Below are 23124 nucleotides of genomic sequence, written 5' to 3' on the forward strand. Positions count from 1 at the left end.
CACGGATTCTAAGGAATAATCATGACTACATTTCAAATTGCGCGTACCGACGGGAAAACGCTCGAAATCCAAGGCAAAATGGCTAACCGCCACGGCTTGATCGCCGGCGCGACCGGTACGGGTAAAACCGTTACCCTGCGCCGCATGGCGGAAGCCTTCAGCAGCGAAGGCATCCCTGTATTCTTGGTCGATGTCAAAGGCGATTTGTCGGGCATCGCTCAGGCCGGTGCAAACAGCGGCAAAGTGGGCGAACGCATCGCCGAGTTTGGTTTGGGCGAACAATGGCTGCAAAGTTTCCCCGTGCGCTTTTGGGATGTTTACGGCGAAACCGGTATTCCGGTGCGCGTGACTGTTTCCGAAATGGGCCCTATGCTTTTGGCCCGCCTGATGAACCTGAACGACACGCAGGAAGGTCTGTTGAACCTCGTGTTCAAAGTTGCCGACGACAGAGGCTGGCACATTCTGGACTTGAAAGACCTGCGCAGCATGCTGAAACACGTTTCCGACCACGCTTCGGAATACCGCACGCAATACGGCAACGTCTCCGCCGCCAGTATTGGCGCGATTCAACGCCAACTGCTGACTTTGGAAAACGAAGGCGCAGAAAAATTCTTCGGCGAACCTTCCCTCAACCTGCAAGACTGGATGCAAACCGACAACGGCAAAGGCATCATCAACATCCTCAATTCCGAAAAACTGATGCGCTCGCCGCGTATGTACAGCGCGTTTTTACTGTGGATGCTGGCAGAATTGTTTGAAACCCTGCCTGAAGTCGGCGATTTGGACAAACCAAAATTCGTGATGTTCTTCGATGAAGCGCATTTAATGTTCGACAATGCCGCCAATGCACTGGTCGAACAAATCGAACAAGTCGTGCGCCTGATCCGCTCCAAAGGCGTGGGCGTCTATTTCGTCACCCAAAACCCGCTCGACTTACCCGACACCATTCTCGGCCAACTGGGTAACCGCGTACAACACGCCCTGCGCGCCTTCACACCGCGCGACCAAAAAGCAGTCAAAGCTGCTGCCGAAACCTTCCGCAGCAACCCAAACATCAAAGTTGCCGAAGCGATTGCCGAACTCGGCGTCGGCGAAGCCCTCGTTTCCTTCCTTGATGAAAAAGGTATGCCCGAGCCGGTAGAACGCGCTCTCATCCTGCCGCCGCAATCTTCCTTAACCCCGCTTGCCGCAGAGGAACGCAACCGCTTGTTCCAAAACGACGATTTGTATCCAACCTACAAAGACATGGTGGACAACTACTCCGCTTTTGAAGCATTGGCCGAAGCAGACAGCCAGGCTGCCGCTGAAAAAGAAGCCGCAAATGCCGCTAAAGAGCAGGAAAAAGCACAAAAAGCCGCAGAAAAAGAAGCTGCCAATGCCGATCCCGGCATCCTCGGCGGACTGATCGGCGGTTTGAGCGGCGGACGTAAAAAATCCGGCCAAGGTTTGGGCTACAACGTTGCCGACGCCATCGGCAGCCAAATCAACCGCCAAGTAACCAACGCCATTTCACGCAGCGTAATGGGCATTATTAAAAATATGTTCAAATAATCAGCCTGCAAACATACTGCCTTTATTGCAATAGCCGCAAGTCGGATACTTGTATCCGACACCTTGCTTTCAGACGGCCTCAAAGCAGCCTGAAAACAAGCCAAGTGCCCGCCAAACAGGAAAACACGCCATGCCCCAAACCGTTACCCTTGTGCTGTACGACCCCGCACACGCCGCCGATTTGGACTACCGTCTGCACGGAGAGCAAGCACAATACTCGGTTTCGCCCCAAGAGCGGCTGCAAAACGGCCGGTTCGCCGCGCCCGACTGTTTGGCCGTAACCATTTTGTGCCAAAACCGCCCCATCGGATTTTTCATCCTTGATAAAGGCAGCGACCGCCTTACTTACAGCGCCAACCCCCGCGCCGTATTGCTGCGCTCGATGTCGGTCAACCCCGCATATCAGGGTCAAGGCTGCGCCCGCGCGGCGCTGGCTGACGATAAATTGGCGCCGCTCATCCGCAGCATATTGCCCGACTGCGACGAAATCGTGTTCGGCGTACACCACGCCAACCGCGCCGCCATCGGCCTGTACCAAAGCTGCGGATTTGCCGATACGGGGCGAACCTTTATGGGCACAAAGGGGCTGCAATATATTTACAGCAAAACGATTCGGTAAAAGGCCGTCTGAAAAACTGAAAACGACCGGTTTCCAACTCCCTCTCCTGCGCTCGCGCGGGGGAGGGTTGGGGAGGGGGTGGCGTTTCACAGAAACGCTTTGCCGCCGCCTCGTAATGTTCCCGAAGCCGCAAACGCCCCCACCCTAGCTCTCCCCCGCAAGCAGGAGAGGGAACGAATAGGCCGTCCGCACCCAAAAGACCCCAAAAATGACCGCTAAAACCCTGTTCAAAGCCATCAAAAAACGCCTGCAAACGCTGCGCATCCGTGCGGGCAAGGCGTGGCTCAACCGTGCGCCGGTGCCGTCTGAAAAGCCGCTTGCGCCGGAGAATATCGGCGGCATTCTGTTTTTGCGCCAAGACGGCAAAATCGGCGACTACATCGTCAGCTCGTTTGCCTTTCGCGAAATCAAAAAATCCGCGCCGCACATCCGCATCGGCGTGGTCTGCACCGAGGCCAACCGCAGCCTGTTTGACGCCAATCCGCATATCGACGCGGTGCATATTGTCCAAGCCAAAAGCAGCCGCTCGTATCGGGAAACCGGCCGCTCGATTGCAGGGCAATATGATGTCGTTATCGATCCCACCGTATTGGTGCGCAACCGCGATTTGGTTTTAATCCGCAGCATCAGCGCGCCCTACAACATCGGCTTTGCCAAAGAAAACTACCACATTTTCAACCGCAACATCGCCGATAAAAAACAGCATTAAAGGCCGTCTGAAAATCAATTTCAGACGGCCTTTTATTTATCAATCCAATCAGTTTTTCATCGATTGAACCGGAGCCGGGATTCTACCGCCTCGGTTGACGAACACTTCGCATGAGCCTTCTTTGACCGGCATTACAGGCGCGTAGCCCAACAGGCCGCCGAACTCAACGCTGTCGCCGACGGTTTTGCCGGTTACCGGAATAATGCGCACGGCAGTGGTTTTGCTGTTGATCATGCCGATGGCGGCTTCGTCGGCGATGATGCCGGAAATGGTATGAGCAGGCGTATCGCCGGGTACAGCAATCATGTCTAAACCAACGGAGCAGACAGCGGTCATTGCTTCGAGTTTATCTAACGTCAGCACACCGGCTTCGGCAGCGGCAATCATGCCCTCGTCTTCTGAAACGGGGATAAATGCGCCGCTCAAACCGCCGACCGCACTGGAAGCCATCATGCCGCCTTTTTTTACGGCATCATTCAGCAAGGCCAAAGCCGCTGTCGTGCCATGCGTACCGCAGACGCTCAAGCCCATTTCTTCAAGAATGCGCGCCACCGAGTCGCCGACGGCGGGGGTTGGTGCCAACGATAAATCGAGAATACCAAACGGGATATTCAACATTTTTGAGGCTTCGCGGCCGATAAGTTCGCCCACGCGGGTAATCTTGAAAGCGGTTTTCTTCACAACTTCCGCAACTTCGGTCAATGTCGTTGCATCTGAATTTTCCAACGCGGCTTTTACGACACCCGGGCCGGATACGCCGACATTGATAACGGCATCCGCTTCGCCCGAACCATGAAACGCACCCGCCATAAACGGGTTGTCTTCCACCGCGTTGCAGAACACGACAATTTTAGCACAGCCGAAACCTTCGGGCGTGATTTCGGCCGTGCGTTTGATGGTTTCGCCTGCCAGCTTGACCGCATCCATATTGATACCGGCGCGCGTGCTGCCGATATTGATGGAGCTGCACACGATATCGGTGGTTTTCATCGCTTCGGGAATGGAACGGATCAGCACCTCATCCGAAGGCGACATGCCTTTTTGCACCAGCGCAGAAAAGCCGCCGATAAAGGACACGCCGATGGCTTTGGCAGCCTTATCCAAAGTTTGCGCCACGCTGACATAGGAATCGGCATGGGTGGCCGCCGCGATTTGGGCAATCGGCGTAACGGAAATGCGCTGATTCACAATCGGTACGCCGTATTTGGCAGACAGATATTTTGCCGTCTCCACCAAATCTTTGCCGACGGTGGTGATTTTGTTGTAAATATTTTGGTTCAACACATTGATATCGCTGCTGATGCAGTCGTGTAAATCAATGCCGATGGTAATGGTGCGCACGTCAAAATTCTGGTCGGCTACCATTTTGACGGTTTCTAAAATCTCGCCGGATTGAATACTCATGACTCTCCCTCCGACTTAAATACGGTGCATGGCTTGGAAAATTTCTTCGTTTTGCATACGGATATCAAGCGCGAGTTTTTTGCTCTCCTCCGCAAACAAATCCAAAACTTCTTGACGTGATTTGGTGCATTTTGAAGTGTCTACCAAAATAATCATGGTAAAAAAATCGTCCATCAGCTGTTGGCTGATGTTGAGAATATTGATTTGGTTTTCCGCTAAAATTTTGGAAACGTCGTACACAATGCCCACACGGTCTTTGCCGATGACGGTGATGACTGAATTGTTCATAACGCTGTTTCTCCTCATAGGATATTTGAAAAGTGTTGACAATTATAACACTCAGGCCGTCTGAAAAACTGTTTCAGACGGCCTGAGTATTCAAATTTCAATTTTGATTATCGCCCTGCTTTCAAAGCCTGCCACAGGCGAACGCTGAGTTTGCTCGCATCGGTTGACTTGGGAGAGACAATGAAACTTTTTTCCATCAATTCTTTATTCGGGAAAATCGATTCGTCAGAGGTGTACTTTTCATCCATCAAATCACGCGCCGGACGGCTGGCCGGAGCATAAGTCACATAGTTGCCGTTTTTGGCCGCTGTTTCCGGATTGAGCGTGTGATTGATGTATTTGTGTGCATTGGCCACGTTTTGCGCATCACGCGGAATCATCAGCGAATCCACCCAAATACCGACGCCGCTTTTCGGCGCCAATACTTCGACTTCGACGCCGTTTCCGGCTTCTTTGGCACGGGTTTTGGCAATATTGAGGTCGCCGCCGTAGCCTACCGATACACAAAGATTACCGGCAGCCATATCATCGATATAGCCGGACGAGGTAAAGCGTTTGATGTCGGGACGCACTTTTTTCATCATATCGACAGCTGCTTTGATGTCGTCAGGATTTTCGCTGTTCGGGTCTTTACCCAAATAATGCAAAGCCAAAGGAATCTGCTCGATGGCGCTGTCGAAATAGCTGATGCCGCAGGATTTCAGTTTTTGGGTGTATTCAGGGTTAAACACCAAATCCCATTCATTTTCAGGCAGCTTGTCCGTACCCAAAGCCTTTTGAACCTGCTGTTTGTTAATCGCCAGCGTATTGATGCCCCAGAAATAAGGGACGGCATATTCGTTGCCCGGATCGACGGTTTCCATCATTTTCAACAAATCGGGATCGATATTGGCGTAATCGGGAATTTGCGATTTGTCGATTTTTTGATACGCGCCTGCTTTAATCTGACGGCCGACATTAGCAATAGACGGCGCAACCAGGTCATAACCCGACTTGCCGGTCAGCAGCTTGGCTTCCAGCGCTTCGTTGCTGTCGTAGTAATCGTAGCGGACGTTGATATGTGTTTTGTTTTCAAACGCAGACAGCGTGGCCGGATCGACATAATCCGACCAGTTGTAGATATTGAGTTTATCGGTTTGGGAAGAGGAGGTTTGAGATGCGGAAGATTCTGCGGCGGTTCCTTGTCCGCCGCCGCACGCAGTCAAGACGAGGCTCACGATTGCCGCCGCCATCAAAGATTTTTTCATGGTTTCAGACCTTTTGTTCGGGGGGTAAAAATATTGCAGCGGTGGCAGATGCCACTTACAAAAGGGAAACTGTGGGGGCGGCCGGCATGTGTCCTTTGCCCTTGATTCAGCAAGGTTTGCATTAAACGGCAAAAAGCTTTTGAATGCAAGACCTTAAAGCAGAAAAAATTCTCCCTTTTCAGACGGCCTGAAGCTATGGTTTTATTCATAAACAACATTTTTTGAAAAACGGTTTCATGCCGTCTGGAAAAAACTGTGGGCTTATTCAGACGGCCTCAAGATTTGTCAAAACCGCCCAATTTGTGGGAAAATTGCACGATTGAATTTAATGAAGGGCGACACCGTGTTAGACAGAGAAGGCTATCGCCCCAATGTCGGTATTATCCTGATTAACGAACGTAACGAAGTCTTTTGGGGCAAACGCGTACGCGAACATTCATGGCAGTTTCCGCAAGGCGGCATCAAGCCAGGCGAAAGTCCTGAGACCGCCATGTACCGCGAATTGTACGAAGAAGTCGGCCTGTTGCCGCAACACATCAAAATCGTTGGCCGTACGCGCGACTGGTTGCGTTATGACGTTCCTAGTCATTGGGTGCGCCGCGAATGGCGCGGTTCGTATCGCGGACAAAAACAGATTTGGTATCTTTTGCGTTTGGTCGGCCGCGACAGCGACGTCAACCTCCGCGCCTGCCATCATCCTGAATTCGACGGCTGGCGCTGGCACCAATACTGGGCGCCGGTTGACGAAGTCATCGACTTCAAGCGCGGCGTGTATTTGGACGCATTGACCGAACTCTCCCGTTTCTTGCGCGGCATAGAAAGCTATGAAGACTTTATCCGGCGCAATCCAATAGAAAACCTATAACCCAAACGCTTTCAGGCCGTCTGAAAGCGTTGTTTTTCATCCTTTCAGACGGCCTTTACATTATTCCTATGGCTAAAAACAATCAATACAGCGAATCCAGCATTACCGTCCTCAAAGGCTTGGAGCCGGTCAAAGAACGTCCCGGCATGTACACCCGTACCGACAGCCCGACCCATATCTGTCAGGAAGTGATTGATAACGCGGCGGACGAGGCGTTGGGCGGTTTCGCTACTGAAATTGACGTACAAATTCATGAAGACGGTTCGCTTTCCGTCCGTGATAACGGTCGCGGTATTCCCGTCGGCCTGCACCCTGAAGAAGGCGTACCCGTAGTCGAACTCGTCTTCACCCGTCTGCACGCAGGTGGCAAGTTCAACAAAAAAGACGGCGGCAGCGCCTATGCCTTTTCAGGCGGTCTGCACGGCGTCGGCGTATCTGTTACCAACGCCCTTTCCACCCGCCTTGAAGTAACGGTCAAACGCGAAGGCAAAGTCCACCGCATCGTCTTTTCCGGTGGCGACGTCATTGAGCCATTGACTGAAGTGGGCAAATGCGCCGTCAAAGACAGCGGTACCGAAGTGCGCGTGTGGCCGGACGGCAAATATTTTGAAAGCCCGAATTACAGCATTCCCGAACTCGAACGCCTGCTGCGCGCCAAAGCCGTATTATTGCCGGGCGTACGCGTTTCACTGACCCGCCCAGTCAAAGGCGAAGACGAAGCACACACCCAAACCTGGCACTATCCAGACGGCCTGAAAAGCTATTTGACCGATCTGATTGCCGACGCTCAGGAAGCCGTACCTATCTTCTCTTGTGAAAACTACATTTCAGACGGCCACAACGGCGATTTCAGCATTGGCGAAGGTGCCGCGTTTGCCCTGACTTGGCTGGAAGAAGGCTCGTGTGCCAACGAAAGCTACGTCAACCTGATTCCCACCCCTTTGGGCGGCACGCATGAAGCAGGCTTGAAACAAGCCGTGTTCAACGCCGTAAACAACTTCATCAATCTGCACAACCTCTTGCCGCGCGGCGTGAAAGTGCAAAGCGACGACGTGTTCGGCAAAACCGCCTTCGTCCTCTCCGCCCGAGTCCTCGACCCGCAGTTCCAAGGTCAAACCAAAGACAAGCTGACCAACCGCGACGCGCTGAAACTCGTTGCCACCGTATCGGGCGACCCTTTGGAATTGTGGCTGAACCAAAACGTGGACTACGGCAAAAAAATCGCCGAACTCGCTATCCGTCAGGCACAAGCGCGGATGCGTTCGGTTAAAAAGATTGAAAAGAAAAAAGGTAGCGGCGTCGCCGTCCTGCCCGGCAAGCTAACCGACTGCGAAAGCGAAGACATCCGCGAAAACGAACTCTTCCTTGTCGAAGGCGATTCCGCCGGCGGCTCAGCCAAACTTGCCCGCGACAAAGCCACGCAGGCCATCCTGCCCTTGCGCGGTAAAGTGCTTAACAGCTTTGAAGTCCACCCAGACCAACTCTTCGGTAACGCCGAAATCCATGATATTTCCGTCGCCATCGGTGTCGATCCGCACGGCATCAACGACAATCCCGATTTAAGCGGCCTGCGCTACGGCAAAATCGCCATCCTATCCGATGCCGACGTGGACGGTTCGCATATTCAGGTTTTGCTGTTGACCCTGTTCTACCGCCACTTCCCGAAACTGGTCGCTGACGGACACATCTACGTCGCCCAGCCGCCGCTGTTCCGCGTCGATGTCAACGCACAAGGCAAAAGCAAACCCGCCCGCAAATTCTACGCCCTCGACCAAAACGAACTCGACAGCATTTTGGAGCGACTACAAAAAGAAGGCGTTAAAGAAACTGCTTATTCCATCAGCCGGTTCAAAGGCTTGGGCGAGATGAACCCCGATCAGCTCAAAGACACCACCATGCACCCTGACACCCGCCGTCTGTTGCAGGTACAAATCCCAGAAGGTGCAGATGACGAAACACGCGACATCTTCGTTAAACTGATGGGCAAAGGCGAAGCCGCCGCCCGCCGCGCATGGATGGAAAAAGAAGGCGATACGGCAGAATTGGATATTTAATCTATTGTTTCAATAGACTAAAGGCCGTCTGAAACTTTAAAAGTTTCAGACGGCCTTTTTTAAATCATAAGAAACTAAGGTTAAACAGTATTTCAATACCCCGTTACTTACCTATTCCTATTTTTGTAGCTTGATTGAGTTGTTAAGACAAATAAAAAAGCACTGATATAATCAGTGCTTTTTAAATAATGGCGCGGCGGACGGGGCTCGAACCCGCGACCCCCGGCGTGACAGGCCGGTACTCTAACCAACTGAGCTACCACCGCGCATCCACTGTCAAAGACAATGAAAGGAAACTTGGTGGGTGATGACGGAGTCGAACCGCCGACATTCTGCTTGTAAGGCAGACGCTCTACCAACTGAGCTAATCACCCGATAAGCCGACATTAAATCAAAAAATCAGGCTAGGCGCAAGGTTTTTATTTAAATAAAAATATATCCCATTGAAAGAATATAGAATATTTTATTTGCCCGCAAAAATTACTGTTATACCGTTCTATCAATCGAAAATCAAATGCCCCAATTTATCCGCTTTAGTATGCAGATAACGTTCATTTTCCACATTTTCGCCGACATGTAATGCAATCCGTTCGACCACATTAATACCGGAATCTTTCAACGTTTGGATTTTTTCAGGATTATTGGTCAACAATCTGACCTCACGAATATGCAGATAATCATAAATCTGCTTGGCCAAAGTAAAGTCGCGTGCATCAACAGGAAGACCGAGCGCTACATTGGCCTCAACCGTATCCAAGCCCTGATCTTGCAGACGATAAGCACGGATTTTGTTTATCAAACCAATGCCCCTGCCTTCTTGGCGCAAATATACGATAACGCCACGCCCTTCTTTCTGAACGGCCTGCATCGCCGCTTGAAGCTGAGGGCCGCAATCACATTTCACTGAAAATAAAGCATCGCCGGTCAAGCACTCGGAATGAATACGCGACAACACCGGCAGGCCGTCTGAAACATCGCCCATCGTCAATGCGACATGTTCCTGCCCGCCCTCTTCTTCGAAGCCGTGCATGGTAAATTCGCCCCATTCCGTAGGCAAACGGCATGACGCGACAAACTTCAACGCGTTACTCATTTTCCGCTTCCTCGTTTTCAGCTACGCCCAAGAGGTTTTTCAAAGGTTCTGCCAAGGCTAATGCAAGGGCAATCCAGGCCACCAACACTTCGTCAGGCGCACCGTCCTTGACATCAAATTCAGCATATACCACGCCTAAAACTGCACCGCTGGGCATACAGACAGGAACAGAAATCTGGCTCAAACCGGGATGATTGCGTTCGGCCGACAATTCACCAATTTCCTGCCAATACGCCACATTCTGACAAACATTCATCCAACCGCTTTGCGCCGTACGCACAGCCAAAAAAGCCTGTCCGGCCTGCTCGTCGATTGGAATCACATTTTCCAACGGCACGCCCCAACGGCTCAGTCGAACCAGCGACAACGCACCATCTTTCGGAAACGCAGTATAAACGGTTGCGCTTTTCAAATGCTCGGTGCGCTCGGCAACCGAATCCAAAGCCATAAAAATCTGTTTCAGCAACAATTCATGTTCGGCATCGACATAATCCGCCAACTGCCAACCATTTTCAGACGGCCACAAAATCGAACGCTCAACCGAAGCATTGCCCATTTTAATCACAGCCTGGGCAGTCAAATAAGCAACATGTATCTCATCCGCAGGCAGCTTCAAACCTTGCGTCTGCAAAAAATCTTTAATTAATAAAGCAGGCATCTGCCCTTCCTCACCAATAGTAAAGTTGAGGCCGTCTGAAAACAAACCCTGCTTTCAGACGGCCGGAATAAATCATTATATAAGGGATAAACCGAAAAATTCAAGCAAACAAGACTTTGCGCCCCCATTAATCTTGTGTATAATCCACGATTCAAATTAGTGCGGACGTGGCGAAATTGGTAGACGCACCAGATTTAGGTTCTGGCGCCGCAAGGTGTGAGAGTTCGAGTCTCTCCGTCCGCACCACACTCAAAATGAGCAGCTTTCGGGCTGCTTTTTTTACATCTATTCCACTATATGCCCTATTCAAAATCAAAACTGCTTTTAATTTTTTGACCTTTGCAAAAAAGGGGTTTATTTGGGGGTATAACAGACGTTTCCATTTTATCTTTCAGACGGCCTATCATTTATGTTGAATCCATCGCAAAAACTTGTCGAATTGGTCCGTATCCTTGAAGAACGTGCCTATATTTTTCCGGGAGATCCTGTGCAGGCGACGGAAGCGTTGCGACATATTGATGGCAGCAATGAGGAAAAACTGATACGCCGCGCCCAAATTATCGACCGCGACCAGCATTTGAAATATGTGTTGCAACAAGTGGAGACAGGCTCGTTTTGGCTTTGGATTGTTGCGGCGACGTTGTTGTTTACGGTCGGTTTTTCCAGCACTTATCTTTTGATGGACAATCAGGGGCTGAACTTTTTTCTGGTATTGGCCGGGATTTTGGGCATGAATACAGTCATGCTGCTGGTGTGGCTGGCGACTTTATTCCTGCGTTTGAAAAATGTGCACTTTATCAGCAGTCCGACAACTTGGTTCCGAGGTAAAGACCCGGTCAATCAGGCAATTTTGCGGCTTTATGTGGATGAATGGCGCAAACCGCAAACGCGTTGGCTGATTGGTGCAACTTCACACGGCCTGTGGCTTTGCACGCTGTCGGGAATGTTGGTTTCTGTTTTGCTGCTGCTTTTGGTGCGTCAATATACGTTCAACTGGGAAAGTACGCTTTTAAGCAATACGGCATTGGTGAAAACGGTTGAGGCTTTGTCATGGCTGCCGGAACGTTTGGGCTTTCCTGTTCCTGACAGTCAGGCTGTGATTGCAGGCCGTCTGAACAATCATATCGAAGATGCACGCGCTTGGGCGGGTTTACTCATCGGCAGCATTATCTGCTATGGCATTCTGCCGCGCTTGCTTGCTTGGCTGGCTTGCAAGATTACTTTAAAAACCCTTCGCGAACGTTTGGATTTGAATCAGCCCTACTATCAAAATATTCTCCGCACATGGCAAACGAAGATTGTTGATGCCGATGATTTTCAGGAAAACATCGTTCCCGTTTCATCTAAAATTACGCTGAATAATGCGCCCAAATGGGCCGTTACACTGGAAACGGAATGGCCTGAGCCGCTTTGGTTTTCCGGCGTTTTGGCGCAAGAGTGGATAGACAAAGGCGTAGTCGCCGGCAGAAAAGATTTGGAACAATTGGAAGCCGAATTGAAACAAACTCCGGTGCAACTTCTCATCGGCGTACGCACGCAAACGGTTCCCGACCGCGGCATTTTGCGTCAAATCAGCCGCTTGGCCGAAGCCACGGATGGTGGTGTTATCATTCAGCTTTTGAATCAAGACAGTTTCTCTGAAGATTTGGATACCAAACTGGATTATTGGCGCGATGCGCTGGCAGAAAGAAACATTGCCTGGCTGGAGCCGACCCGTTTGGCACAAGAAAAACGGCAAAGCGCTATTTGACAGATAAACCGAAGGCCGTCTGAAAACTGATGTTTGGGTTTCAGACGGCCTTATATATTGTTGAGGATTCATCTTAATGAGGTTCGTGGCGATGCTCTTGATGATGTTTGGGCTTGGCTGCGTGGTGTTTGGCTTTAGGTGCAGGTTTTTTCATTTTGTGCGGTTTGGCTTTTTCGTGCATACGCTCTTGTTTCGGATGCATGTCGTGCCTGCCATACGCAGAAGCGACTGGAGTCAAGACCAAACCTGCAGCGGCAACCATCAAAGAGGTCATTTGAATCATTTTTTTCATATTTATCTTCTTTCAAGAGGTTGATTTGAGGTAAAAATAAGCATTTATTCGCACTCAAGCGATGGACAAATATTAATGGCTTTGACTGTCAGCTGCTGTCAGCATTCGGCGAAATCTGTTCAAAATTCAGTAATAGAAGTATGACAACGCGATGATGTAGCAAGGTTTTGAAAGTTTACCGTTAATTTTGACAAAGCGTCTTTACACATTCCCCAAACAACAAATTGCAAAACACCCTTGTCCACACTGGCATGTAGCTACTGCCAAAATGGATAGAAATCTTATTCAAAAAAGAAATAATGGGAATCGTACATTTTCTTGGGAGCAATACAAAGATAATGTAACCTTACAACATAGGAAATAGTATCATGACAACTTTAGAAGATAAGATCTTTACTTTAAAACAGAATAATATAATGAAAAAAATGAAAGAAATTCATTTTTTAAATAATTTAATTTCAGATTCTGAAAAAATCATTCCATATCCACTCTCATGTAAAATAATAATTCGTACTTTTATACCCTATAGAAATATAGAATTATCAAAAGAAAATTTTAGTTTATCGATAAAAAATGAAATATTAAATTTTTTTACACCAGAGGAAAATGATATTGCTTATGTATACTTTTATGGAGGCATAAATGATTCGGCTGAAATACCAATAGAATTATTCCCCTTGTTTATTATCAAAATAAAAAATATTAGCAATTGGCTAGAATTAATAAACAAACCTAATTTTTATTGTTTAAAATTATTTAGTAATAAAATAGATAAAGTTATCGATATATCTCTACTCGACAATGAGGAAGATGTGTTATCTATTTCTATTGGAGTGAACGCTTAACTATTTTAAAAATAAATAAACTATTCCAGCAGAAGCTAGCTTTGTATAACTGAAAGGTATTTAGCATGAAAGAATTATTAGAAAAACTTGAAAAAGCGCGAACCTTTCGATTCGCGCTTTTTTTCAGACGGCATCAATTATTTTTTGTCGTCTTTTACTTCTTCAAAGTCGGCATCTACAACGTCGTCGTCTTTCTTAGCAGAAGATTCGGCTTGTGCGCCCTCGCCTGCTTGTGCTTCGGCTTGCGCTTGAGCGTAAACCATTTCGCCCAGTTTTTGGCTGGCTGTACCTAAAGCTTCGGCTTTAGCATCGATAGCGGCTTTGTCGTCGCCTTTAACGGCTTCTTCAGCCTCTTTCAACGCAGCTTCGATTTTTTCTTTCTCTGCCGCATCGAGTTTGTCGCCGTAGTCGGCCAAAGATTTTTTCACGGAGTGAATCAGAGCTTCGGCTTGGTTGCGTGAAGCGACCAATTCAGTCAGTTTTTTATCTTCTTCAGCGTTGGCTTCGGCATCTTTCACCATGCGTTCGATTTCTTCTTCGCTCAAACCTGAAGAACCTTGGATGGTGATGTTGGCGGCTTTGCCGGTGCCTTTGTCTTTGGCAGAAACGTGCAAGATACCGTTGGCGTCAATGTCGAAAGTAACTTCAATTTGAGGCATACCGCGTGGTGCAGGTGCGATGTCGGTCAAGTTGAACTGACCCAAAGACTTGTTGGCAGAAGCGCGTTCGCGTTCGCCTTGCAGTACATGGATGGTTACTGCGCTTTGGTTGTCTTCGGCAGTAGAGAACACTTGAGACGCTTTAGTCGGAATAGTAGTGTTCTTTTGAATCAGCTTGGTCATCACGCCGCCCATGGTTTCGATACCCAAAGACAGAGGAGTTACGTCCAGCAGCAATACGTCGCTACGGCCGCCGCTCAATACTTCGCCTTGAATCGCTGCGCCTACGGCAACAGCTTCGTCAGGGTTCACGTCTTTACGAGGCTCTTTACCGAAGAAGGCTTTAACGGCTTCTTGTACTTTCGGCATACGGCTTTGACCACCGACCAAAATCACGTCGTCGATGTCGCTGGTGCTCAAGCCGGCATCTTTCAATGCGATTTTGCAAGGCTCGATAGAACGTTGGATCAAATCTTCAACCAGGCTTTCAAATTTGGCACGGGTAATTTTCATGGCCAAGTGTTTAGGGCCGGTTGCGTCCATAGTGATGTACGGCAGGTTGATTTCGGTTTGCTGGCCGCTGGACAATTCGATTTTGGCTTTTTCAGCAGCTTCTTTCAGACGTTGCAGAGCCATTACGTCTTGTTTCAAATCAATGCCTTGTTCTTTTTTGAACTCGTCAATGATGTAGTCGATCAAGCGTTGGTCGAAGTCTTCACCGCCCAAGAAGGTATCGCCGTTGGTAGCCAATACTTCGAATTGTTTGTCGCCGTCGAGGTTAGCGATTTCGATGATGGAGATATCGAAAGTACCGCCACCCAAGTCATATACGGCTACTTTGCGGTCTTTGTTGTCGCCTTTGTCCATACCGAATGCCAAAGCGGCTGCGGTTGGTTCGTTGATGATACGTTTTACTTCCAAACCTGCGATACGGCCTGCGTCTTTAGTCGCTTGACGTTGGCTGTCGTTGAAGTATGCAGGCACAGTAATCACAGCTTCAGTGACTTTCTCGCCCAAGTAAGCTTCAGCGGCTTCTTTCATTTTACGCAAAACTTCTGCGGAAATTTGAGGAGGAGACAGCTCTTTACCTTGCGCTTTCACCCATGCGTCGCCGTTGCTGGCTTTGATAATTTCGAAAGGCATAGATTCGATGTCGCGTTGAACTTCTTTGTCTTCAAATTTGTGGCCGATCAAACGTTTGGCGGCGTAAATAGTGTTTTTAGCGTTGGTTACCGCTTGGCGTTTTGCAGGCGCGCCGACGAGGATTTCGCCACCGTCCAAATAAGCGATAACGGAAGGAGTGGTGCGTGCACCTTCTGCATTTTCGATCACTTTGGTTTGACCATTTTCAGAAATGGCCAAACAAGAGTTGGTTGTACCTAAGTCAATACCGATTACTTTTGCCATATTATGTTGCTCCTAATAAATAAACTTTTCTAAATTAATATTCCTGTGGAACATTTCGTTCCGATGGCTTGTAAATAAGGTTGCTTCATTTTTTTTCAAGGCTTAATTTGAATTTTTTTTAAAATTAAATTCAAGTACTTGATTTATTTATCCACAAGCTGTTTATTCTTTTTTCAGACGGCCGGTTTTAATTTTCCGATTCCGGTTTATCGGAATGATTTTCCAATAGCGGAACATCAGGCTTTGAAACCGGATAAGGCCGTCTGAAGATTTTATGCTTGATAAACTTTATCAAGCGGTGCCTTCAACCTTCTTTTTTCGCCACGACAACCATCGCAGGACGCAGCACGCGGTCGGATAATGTGTAGCCTTTTTTCATTACGCTGACGATGGTATTCGGCTCTTGCTCGCTGACGACTGCCTGCATCGCTTGATGTTGGTGCGGATCGAGTTTGTCTCCCGGCTGTGGGTTGATTTCTTTAATGTGTGTGGCATCAAATGCTTTTTGCAGCTCGTTCAAAGTCATTTGCACGCCCATTTTCAGCGCATCGAAATTACCGCTTTGGTCGAGCAGCGCCATTTCGAGATAATCTTTAACCGGCAACATTTCTGCTGCAAATTTTTGTCCGGCGAATTTATGGGTGTCGGCGATTTCCTGCTGATGGCGGCGACGCAGGTTTTGCTCATTTGCCAAACCGCGCAGCTCGCTGTCTTTGAGCTGACCTTCCAACTCGGCGACACGCGCCTGAAGCTCTTCGTAAGTCGGTTCTGCTTGTTCGGTTTCAACGGTTTTGGCAGTTTCTACGGCTGCCGCTTCTTCTGCTTCGTGTTGATGTTGTTCGTTATGCTCCGTCATTTCTGACATCCTTTTAGCGTGTTGATATTCGATGTTTCAATATATAAGGCCGTCTGAAAAAACTTCAAGCATTTGAACGTCGATTATCAAATACCTTGTTAAAAGACGTTGGAAAACGGTAAGATAGCCATCTGATTTTATTCTTCAGACGGCCTCGAATATGAAAAAAGACCATTTGAATTCAACCGATTTTAATCTGTGGCACACCATCCGCGAAGAAACCGAAGCGGCCGCCGCGGCCGAACCGATGCTGGCAAGCTTCCTGCATCAAACCGTGTTGCGCCACGATTCGCTCGATTCGGTACTTGCCTACCATCTTTCCAGCAAACTCGGCAGCCCGATTATGGACGTGCGCGCGCTGTTTGAAATTTATCAGCAGGCTTTGAGCGTGGACACCCGTATCAGCAAATGTGTCGAGGCCGACTTGAAAGCTATTTACGAGCGCGACCCGGCTTGTGATGAATATTCACTGCCGCTGTTGTATTTCAAAGGCTTCCACGCCGTACAGGCACACCGCATCAACCACTGGCTCTATCAAAACGGCCGTAAAACGCTGGCGTATTTCCTGCAAAACCGCATGTCGGAAGTGTTCGGCGTCGATATCCACCCGGCCGCCCGTTTCGGTCATGGTTTGATGCTCGACCATGCCACCGGTTTTGTTGCCGGCGAAACCGCTGTCTTGGGCAACAATATTTCCATCCTCCACGGCGTAACGCTGGGCGGCTCGGGCAAAGAAAGCGGCGACCGCCATCCGAAAATCGGCGACGGCGTGATGATTGGTGCGAACGCTTCGATTTTGGGCAACATCCGCATCGGCAAAAATGCCAAAATCGGCGCAGGCAGCGTGGTGGTTGCCGACGTACCGTCTTCGATTACCGTCGTCGGCGTACCGGCCAAACCGGTCGGCCGCTCTTCCAAAACCCCGTCTGCCGATATGGATCAAAGCATTCAATTATCATCTACGGATTTTGTGATTTAAACCGTCTGTCATTAAAAAGGCCGTCTGAAAAAACAAATCTTTCAGACGGCCTTTTAATGGTTTAAAAATTCATGGAAATGATGAAGTGGTAATCTGATTTTATAGAGAAAAATAATTCTTTGCTGGGAGAAGATAAAGAAAATGGAAGAAATTCTCGTATTGAAGGGGTTTTACGAACAGGCAAAGGCATATGTTTTGAGATACTATGTCCATAAAACTAGTTGCTCAATAAAAGTGGTATAAATAAGGTAAAAAGGCGGTTTGATTATGATAGATTATTTTTTGATTGGGATAAAATCGATGATGAAAAGCTCGGTTTTGACTTTTGCTATTTACTTTGTGTCCTTCCTTCTTTTACTGATTCTATGGCGCCGTTATATCATTGTGCGTCAAAGTGGTGGAAACTTTTTTGCCCCATTTCATATTGCTAAGGGAAGATTTTATATCCATAATGCTTATGTTTTTAGAAAGCGAATTATACCACTGAATAATATTAAAAAGATTGAGGTCCATTTTATTCCAAGTGTTAAATTGAATGGAGCTAGATATTTTTTGAGTATCCAACAAAAGAACGGAAAAGCTCTGGCCTTTTTCTTTGGCCAATCAAAAGAGAATGATAAGCTTGTCAGAAATCTAAAAAATGAAACGAAAAACTATCATATCAAAGTCATCATTCACTGACAATTCCAAATATTGGAGAGGGATAAAGATGGATAGGCTACAAATAATCAGAAATAATCAGCATTTAAAAAGATTACTTTTAGATGAGTGTGATATTTACTTTTATGATCACATTAGAGAGGTGCAGTTTTCTAACAACGATGAGGAATATTCTCTAGCTTGTCAGGCCTTTGCCCAGGACGGTAGTGGGGGAGAAATTGGCTTTATAGGGAGTGAAGGCCAAGTTGGTCGGGATGAAAACAGGCTTGAACTTCTATGTTTTGAATCTTGGCGTCAACCGCGTTTGCGCAAGGCTTCCAAATGCGTTTTAACCTGCTTGACTTTCTCTTCGGTAAACAGCTTGGCAATGTTTTTCCAAATGCTGTGATAACCGTAAGGACCGTGTTGCATTTCGGCTTTTGTCTCTTCCACCGGCCAGCCTTGATAAATGATGCGGTACATTCCGGCAATCAAACCGGTACGGTCCGCGCCGTGATAACAATGGATAAGCACTGCGCCGTTTTGCTGTTGTTTTTCAATCAGGTATAGGATTTCCGCAATCTCTTTCGGCTTAATGCTCCATGACAGTAACGGACGGTTTAGCAAGGTCAAACCATACGCTTTCAAATGGTCGTCATCGTTGCGGTCGAAAAAGCGCAGGTTGATCACGCTTTGAATGCCCAGCTTGACGATGGCTTCGCCATCTTCGGCAACAGGCTGCTCGCTGCGGTAAAGCTTGTCGTCGATGCGATAAAGGTTGGCATCGTGTTTGACAGGCGTTGCCCAGCGTTCGGACTGAACGGCTTTGTTGCCGTTATCCGGCGGCGCGGACGAACAAGCGATGGGCAAGCCGGAGGCGAGAAGGCACAATAAAAGACGGCGCATAAAATTCCTGTATGAAAATCAATTGGAAATCAAAATATCATGCGATTCTATCAAAACCCGTTCGGATATTCTATCCGCGCAAACCGCGTTACAATAAAGCCTCTTTTTTCAGACGGCCTTTCATCATGACCTGCCTTGCTTGGAACACCACACCCACCCTTGCCGACCTTTGCCGCGCCATCGAACAACATACCGCGCCGCTTTATTTGATTGTCTGCCTGCCTGAAAACCATATTCCCGATTTTCCATTATCGAATCATCCCTCCGAGCTTGAAGGCCGTCTGAATAACCGCCTCGTTCAAGCCATGAAATGCCTTCAGTTCAACAGCGTCAATGTTTTAGAAAACCTATTGCCTGATGTACATCTCTGGCTGGTTCCGCCACACCGCGCCGACCGCTTACACGAACATTTCCATCATATCGAATGGCAAACCGAAGCCATACCCCAATCCACCCCAACTCCCCTAAAACCTTGGTTCAGACGGCCTGAACATCAAGCCGCGCCCGAACACGTCCTGATTATCGGCGCAGGCATTGCCGGCGCAGCGACCGCACGCAAACTGGCGGAACACGGCGTACGCGTTACGGTTTTGGAGGCCGGAAAAGCGGCGCAGGCAGGCAGCGGCAACCGCCAAGGCTTGCTCTACGCCAAAATCTCGCCACACGATACCGAACAAACCGAGCTGCTGCTGACAGGCTACGGCCACACGCGCCGATTGCTGGAAGACTTACTGCCCGATTCCGACGCATGGGGCGGCGACGGCGTATTGCATTTAAACTTTGACGACAGCGAACGCAAACGCAATCAGGCCTTGGGTTTGCAACACCAGCATAAACACCTTTACCGCAGCGTATCCACCGAAGAAGCCGCACACATTGCAGGCATGGACGTATTTTCAGACGGCCTTTACTGGCCGCAAGGCGTATGGCTGAATCCGCCCGCCGTCGTGCATGCCTTATTGAACCATCCGCTGATCGAGTTACACGAACACTCGCCGCTGACCGCCGTATCGCATGACGGCGCACAATGGATAGCACACACGCCAAACGCACATTTCAACGCCAGCCATATCGTTTACTGCATGGGCGCGCACAGCCCGACTGCCGCCGACACCAACGTCTCCGCCCTGCCTTTCCGTCAAATCCGCGGCCAAACCGGTGTTGTGTCCGCCAGCCCGTTTTCACAAAAACTGCGTTGCGCCATTTCCGGCGAAAGCTACATCAGCCCAAGCTGGCAAGACCGCCACTGCTACGGCGCGACATTTGTCCTCAACAGCAACGATGAAACTTGGTATCCAAACGAAGAAACCGAAAACCGCGCCGCTCTGCAACAGCTCAATCCCCCATTGGCACAATCCCTATTTGAGCAAGATTCGTTTTCAGACAGCCTTCAAGACACACAAGGCCATGCCGCCCTGCGTTGCGACAGCCTCGACCACTTGCCCGTTGTCGGCGCACTCGGCCACATCGTCGCCATGCAGTCCGCTTACGCCAAGCTGGCATTGGACAAAAACTACCGCCTCGACAATATCCCCTGCCCTTACCTGCCCAATGCCTACATCAATACGGCACACGGCACGCGCGGACTGGCGACAGCCCCCATCTGCGCCGCCGCCATTGCGGCCGAAATACTCGGTTTGCCGCATCCACTATCGCAAAGGCTGAGAACCGCGCTACACCCCAACCGCGCCATCATCCGCGCGATTGTTCGGCAGCAGCCGTTGTTATCCGTTTAAAGATTTCGTTTTAAATAAAAAAGGCCGTCTGAAAGTCATCAAAACTTTCAGACGGCCTTTAGCTATCCGTTAACTGCTTAGAATTTCCATTCCAGCGATACAGCGTAATTGCGGCCTGGGGCGCGGTAGCGGTCTAAGCCTTTGCCATCGCGGTCAACGCCGTTGGTGGTGCTGTAGCTGTACAGACCGCGCAGGGAATCCCAAGTGGTGTATTTGCGGTTGAACACATTGTACACGCCGGCACGCAAAGTCAGGTTTTTAGCCGGTTTGTAGAAGCCGTACATATCAAACACATAAGCCGATTTGTTCAGCCATGGGTAATCTACTACTTTTTCTTGCAAAGGCGTACCCCAACCAGTGTTTTCAAACACGGTATATTGAGCGTCTTTGGCTTTTTTCGCACCCAAATAAGTCAGGCGGGAGAACACACCCCATTTTTCGCTCGGGCTTTCGTAATCGACACCGGCAATCACTTTCAGAGGCTGAGTGGACAGCAGGCTGTTGTTGCCTGACAGTTTGCTCTTCGCGTAACCGACAGAACCAAACAATTTCCAGCCTTCAGGTACAAAAGAAACCACTTGACCTAAATTCAGACGGCCTGTCAGCTCAAGACCACGGATTCGGGCCTTGTCGATGTTTTGCATCTGCCATTCCAGTTTTTCGGAATAAGGATTGCTACAAATACCATAGTAGTAATTCATCTGAGTACAGCCGACATCGCCACTGGTGGTCAGCTTCTGCTCTTCAGACAAGAAGTTGCGGTAATTGCTTTGATACAGGTTGGCATCCAAAGTACCTTTTTCGCTGCGGCCTTGCAGAGAAAGGGTATGGGTGGTGCTGCGCTCGGCTTTCAGGTTCGGATTAGGCAACCAGGTACCTGAGCCGTGGTTGTAAGTGAAATACACTTCAGACGCATTCGGCACGCGGAAACCGGAAGTTACATCGTAACCCAAACGCCATGTCTGACTCAGCTGTGCAGCCAAGCCGACAAAACCGCTCCAGCCTTTATAAGTGTTGGCTGCAGGTGGTGTTTTGTCACAAGCATGACACTCGGCATTCAGTTGCTGCGGCGTCATTTTGGTGTAGTCGTAACGGATACCTGCGCGGCTGCTGAACACATCGTTCCATTGGATTTGGTCAGACAGCGAGAAACCGTAGTTGTTGGTTTTCACTGGATGCTGAATCGTGCTGGACGTGCGTAAAATACGGCCGCTGAAGTAGTAGTCGTCGCGGTTTAAGTTTTCAAACTCACGCTGGCTGGCGAAAGTTTTAAACGACAAGCGATGTTGGCCGCCTATTTGCAATGGTTGACTGTCCATACGCAATGTAATGCGTTTGAAGGTTGTATCCATGCTGCGGTTGTAGATTTCGTCCAAATCCTTCTGATTGTAGTTGCGCGTCCAGGTAGAATAATCCATCGGGAACGAGCCTTTGTTGTTAACCGCCGCTACTTTGGTTTTCTGATAATCGAAGTCCGCTTTCAACAACGACAACCAATTCGAATCGGGCGTCCACTCGTAAAACAGGTTAGCATTGCGCCGTCTGTTTACGTCATCGGCTTCGCGCCAAGAAGAAGCGGTCAGGTTATAAGACTCTTCGATCGTGTAATTGTGGCCCTGCTGACCGTTGAGAGATGCGCCGATACGATGGTTGTCGTTGATTTGATAAGCAATCTTACCCAAGAAGCTATGGTATTTGTGTTTGGACGGATCAGGAATACCACGCGCAGAACCACGGATATTCGCTCCGCTGCCGGCGCCCTCTACCGGATAACCACGCTCGCCCGCGCTTTCAGTCTCATGACCGCGACGTTGCGAATACAGCAAAGCGGCATCCACGCGGTCGTTGTTCAAACCGAACCCAAGTGTATTTGTCCATTCGCGGTTGCGGCTGCTGTAACCGTTTTTCATCATCACGCCGAACTGACGCTCAGGCAACAGCAAATCATGACCTTGCAGGGTTTGGTAATTTACGCCGCCACCCAATGCACCGCTACCGGTATTGAAAGAGTCTGCGCCCTTCACGATTTCGATGTTGCGCACGAGTTCGGGGTCGATAGACAGACGCGAGCTGTTGAAGTTGCCATAACGGGCATACAGCGAGTTTTCTTCGGAATCAGGCAGGTTTACGCCGTCAATGCTGACGCCGACACGGTTGCCTTCCACGCCGCGTACGGCAAAGCCTTTTTGATGGCGGCCACTGTCGCTCAAGCCAACGTCGGTGGAATAACGTACCAAGTCTTTGTTGTCACGTACCATTTCTTGTTGGATACGGCCAAGGTTGACACGTTCCACGGCTGCAGGCGCATTGCGCTGACCTTTAACGCGGACTTCTTTTATCTCTGCTTTAACGGGTGTGGTTTCAGTTGCAGCTTCATCTGCTGCCAAGACTGGATTGCCGAAAATACTGCCGACCAGCGCGGCAATAGGGAGCATTTGTAATGGTTTCATATTATCAACTCAAGATGTAATGGATTGTTCATCCATCAGTTAATGCATAAAAAATTTCTGATAATCATTAATGATTAATAAGACAGCAACCCGTTCAAACAAAACTTTGTTGTGTAA

20 protein-coding genes and 3 tRNA genes are annotated in these 23124 nt (G+C 49.1%); 11 read left to right on the plus strand and 12 right to left on the minus strand.

The window, feature by feature from the left end:
• The first annotated feature begins 21 nt into the window (after positions 1-21).
• From HMPREF3022_RS01555 to HMPREF3022_RS01565, 3 genes are all read left to right on the plus strand, one after another.
• A complete protein-coding gene (locus HMPREF3022_RS01555; protein ID WP_049331744.1) occupies positions 22-1551 on the plus strand; it encodes a helicase HerA-like domain-containing protein in 1530 nt (509 codons plus the stop codon).
• Positions 1552-1681: 130 nt separating this feature from the next.
• Positions 1682-2170: a GNAT family N-acetyltransferase gene (locus HMPREF3022_RS01560; protein WP_036472879.1), complete on the plus strand. Its 489-nt coding sequence runs from the start codon at positions 1682-1684 to the stop codon at positions 2168-2170.
• A 208-nt stretch (positions 2171-2378) separates the two neighbouring features.
• On the plus strand, positions 2379-2879 hold the full coding sequence (locus HMPREF3022_RS01565; RefSeq protein ID WP_210399648.1) for a glycosyltransferase family 9 protein: 501 nt from the start codon (positions 2379-2381) through the stop codon (positions 2877-2879).
• Between the two features lie 48 nt (positions 2880-2927).
• On the opposite strand, the gene HMPREF3022_RS01570 is transcribed toward HMPREF3022_RS01565, so the two are convergent.
• The 3 genes from HMPREF3022_RS01570 to HMPREF3022_RS01580 all read right to left on the minus strand — a co-directional run bounded on the left by HMPREF3022_RS01570 (position 2928) and on the right by HMPREF3022_RS01580 (position 5818).
• On the minus strand, positions 2928-4283 hold the full coding sequence (locus HMPREF3022_RS01570) for a PFL family protein (RefSeq protein ID WP_070503808.1): 1356 nt from the start codon (positions 4281-4283) through the stop codon (positions 2928-2930).
• Positions 4284-4298: 15 nt separating this feature from the next.
• Entirely contained in the window at positions 4299-4571 is a 273-nt protein-coding gene (locus HMPREF3022_RS01575) for an ACT domain-containing protein (RefSeq protein ID WP_003680574.1), read from the minus strand.
• Positions 4572-4678: 107 nt separating this feature from the next.
• A complete protein-coding gene (locus HMPREF3022_RS01580; protein ID WP_070624788.1) occupies positions 4679-5818 on the minus strand; it encodes a polyamine ABC transporter substrate-binding protein in 1140 nt (379 codons plus the stop codon).
• Between the two features lie 328 nt (positions 5819-6146).
• On the opposite strand from HMPREF3022_RS01580, the gene HMPREF3022_RS01585 reads away from it, so the two are divergent.
• A complete protein-coding gene (locus HMPREF3022_RS01585) occupies positions 6147-6683 on the plus strand; it encodes an RNA pyrophosphohydrolase (RefSeq protein ID WP_004520487.1) in 537 nt (178 codons plus the stop codon).
• A gap of 68 nt (positions 6684-6751) precedes the next feature.
• Positions 6752-8737 carry a DNA topoisomerase IV subunit B gene (gene parE / locus HMPREF3022_RS01590; RefSeq protein ID WP_049331735.1) on the plus strand — a complete coding sequence of 662 codons (1986 nt, stop codon included), beginning with the start codon at positions 6752-6754 and terminating at the stop codon, positions 8735-8737.
• 189 nt (positions 8738-8926) lie between these two features.
• Here parE and HMPREF3022_RS01595 read toward each other — a convergent pair.
• From HMPREF3022_RS01595 to HMPREF3022_RS01610, 4 genes are all read right to left on the minus strand, one after another.
• Positions 8927-9003: transfer RNA gene (locus HMPREF3022_RS01595), tRNA-Asp, on the minus strand.
• Between the two features lie 32 nt (positions 9004-9035).
• Positions 9036-9111 (minus strand) — tRNA-Val (locus tag HMPREF3022_RS01600).
• Positions 9112-9236: 125 nt separating this feature from the next.
• Entirely contained in the window at positions 9237-9830 is a 594-nt protein-coding gene (gene ribA / locus HMPREF3022_RS01605) for a GTP cyclohydrolase II (RefSeq protein WP_003685106.1), read from the minus strand.
• The gene (locus HMPREF3022_RS01610; RefSeq protein ID WP_049331041.1) at positions 9823-10488 is read right to left on the minus strand and encodes a hypothetical protein; all 666 of its coding nucleotides are present in this window, start codon (positions 10486-10488) and stop codon (positions 9823-9825) included. Before HMPREF3022_RS01610 ends, ribA begins: the two co-directional genes overlap by 8 nt.
• Before the next feature lie 161 nt (positions 10489-10649).
• Here HMPREF3022_RS01610 and HMPREF3022_RS01615 point away from each other — a divergent pair.
• Positions 10650-10734 (plus strand) — tRNA-Leu (locus tag HMPREF3022_RS01615).
• Positions 10735-10897: 163 nt separating this feature from the next.
• Positions 10898-12238 carry a DUF2868 domain-containing protein gene (locus tag HMPREF3022_RS01620; protein WP_049331052.1) on the plus strand — a complete coding sequence of 447 codons (1341 nt, stop codon included), beginning with the start codon at positions 10898-10900 and terminating at the stop codon, positions 12236-12238.
• A 73-nt stretch (positions 12239-12311) separates the two neighbouring features.
• On the opposite strand, the gene HMPREF3022_RS01625 is transcribed toward HMPREF3022_RS01620, so the two are convergent.
• The gene (locus HMPREF3022_RS01625) at positions 12312-12530 is read right to left on the minus strand and encodes a hypothetical protein (protein ID WP_049331054.1); all 219 of its coding nucleotides are present in this window, start codon (positions 12528-12530) and stop codon (positions 12312-12314) included.
• A gap of 368 nt (positions 12531-12898) precedes the next feature.
• Between HMPREF3022_RS01625 and HMPREF3022_RS01630 the strand changes: the two genes are divergently transcribed.
• Complete coding sequence (locus tag HMPREF3022_RS01630; protein ID WP_049331056.1) at positions 12899-13375, plus strand: hypothetical protein; 477 nt, start codon at positions 12899-12901, stop codon at positions 13373-13375.
• Positions 13376-13512: 137 nt separating this feature from the next.
• Here HMPREF3022_RS01630 and dnaK read toward each other — a convergent pair whose 3' ends face one another.
• Together dnaK and grpE are read right to left on the minus strand one after the other, a co-directional pair.
• The gene (gene dnaK, locus HMPREF3022_RS01635) at positions 13513-15441 is read right to left on the minus strand and encodes a molecular chaperone DnaK (RefSeq protein ID WP_049331058.1); all 1929 of its coding nucleotides are present in this window, start codon (positions 15439-15441) and stop codon (positions 13513-13515) included.
• 304 nt (positions 15442-15745) lie between these two features.
• Positions 15746-16306, minus strand: coding sequence for a nucleotide exchange factor GrpE (gene grpE, locus HMPREF3022_RS01640; RefSeq protein ID WP_049331059.1), 561 nt, complete (start codon positions 16304-16306; stop codon positions 15746-15748).
• A 151-nt stretch (positions 16307-16457) separates the two neighbouring features.
• On the opposite strand from grpE, the gene cysE reads away from it, so the two are divergent.
• Together cysE and HMPREF3022_RS01650 are read left to right on the plus strand one after the other, a co-directional pair.
• On the plus strand, positions 16458-17276 hold the full coding sequence (gene cysE, locus HMPREF3022_RS01645; protein ID WP_049331061.1) for a serine O-acetyltransferase: 819 nt from the start codon (positions 16458-16460) through the stop codon (positions 17274-17276).
• Positions 17277-17543: 267 nt separating this feature from the next.
• Positions 17544-17957: a hypothetical protein gene (locus HMPREF3022_RS01650; RefSeq protein ID WP_049331062.1), complete on the plus strand. Its 414-nt coding sequence runs from the start codon at positions 17544-17546 to the stop codon at positions 17955-17957.
• 273 nt (positions 17958-18230) lie between these two features.
• Here the strand turns inward: HMPREF3022_RS01650 and HMPREF3022_RS01655 are convergent, their stop codons facing one another.
• On the minus strand, positions 18231-18821 hold the full coding sequence (locus tag HMPREF3022_RS01655; protein WP_049331064.1) for a tyrosine-protein phosphatase: 591 nt from the start codon (positions 18819-18821) through the stop codon (positions 18231-18233).
• A 125-nt stretch (positions 18822-18946) separates the two neighbouring features.
• Here HMPREF3022_RS01655 and mnmC point away from each other — a divergent pair, with 125 nt between their 5' ends.
• The gene (gene mnmC, locus HMPREF3022_RS01660) at positions 18947-20557 is read left to right on the plus strand and encodes an FAD-dependent 5-carboxymethylaminomethyl-2-thiouridine(34) oxidoreductase MnmC1 (protein ID WP_070765036.1); all 1611 of its coding nucleotides are present in this window, start codon (positions 18947-18949) and stop codon (positions 20555-20557) included.
• A gap of 77 nt (positions 20558-20634) precedes the next feature.
• On the opposite strand, the gene HMPREF3022_RS01665 is transcribed toward mnmC, so the two are convergent.
• The gene (locus HMPREF3022_RS01665; protein WP_070765037.1) at positions 20635-23007 is read right to left on the minus strand and encodes a TonB-dependent hemoglobin/transferrin/lactoferrin family receptor; all 2373 of its coding nucleotides are present in this window, start codon (positions 23005-23007) and stop codon (positions 20635-20637) included.
• Positions 23008-23124 lie beyond the last annotated feature (117 nt).

Origin of the sequence: Neisseria sp. HMSC065C04, assembly GCF_001815375.1 — a bacterium.
GTDB classification, from domain to species: domain Bacteria; phylum Pseudomonadota; class Gammaproteobacteria; order Burkholderiales; family Neisseriaceae; genus Neisseria; species Neisseria flavescens_D.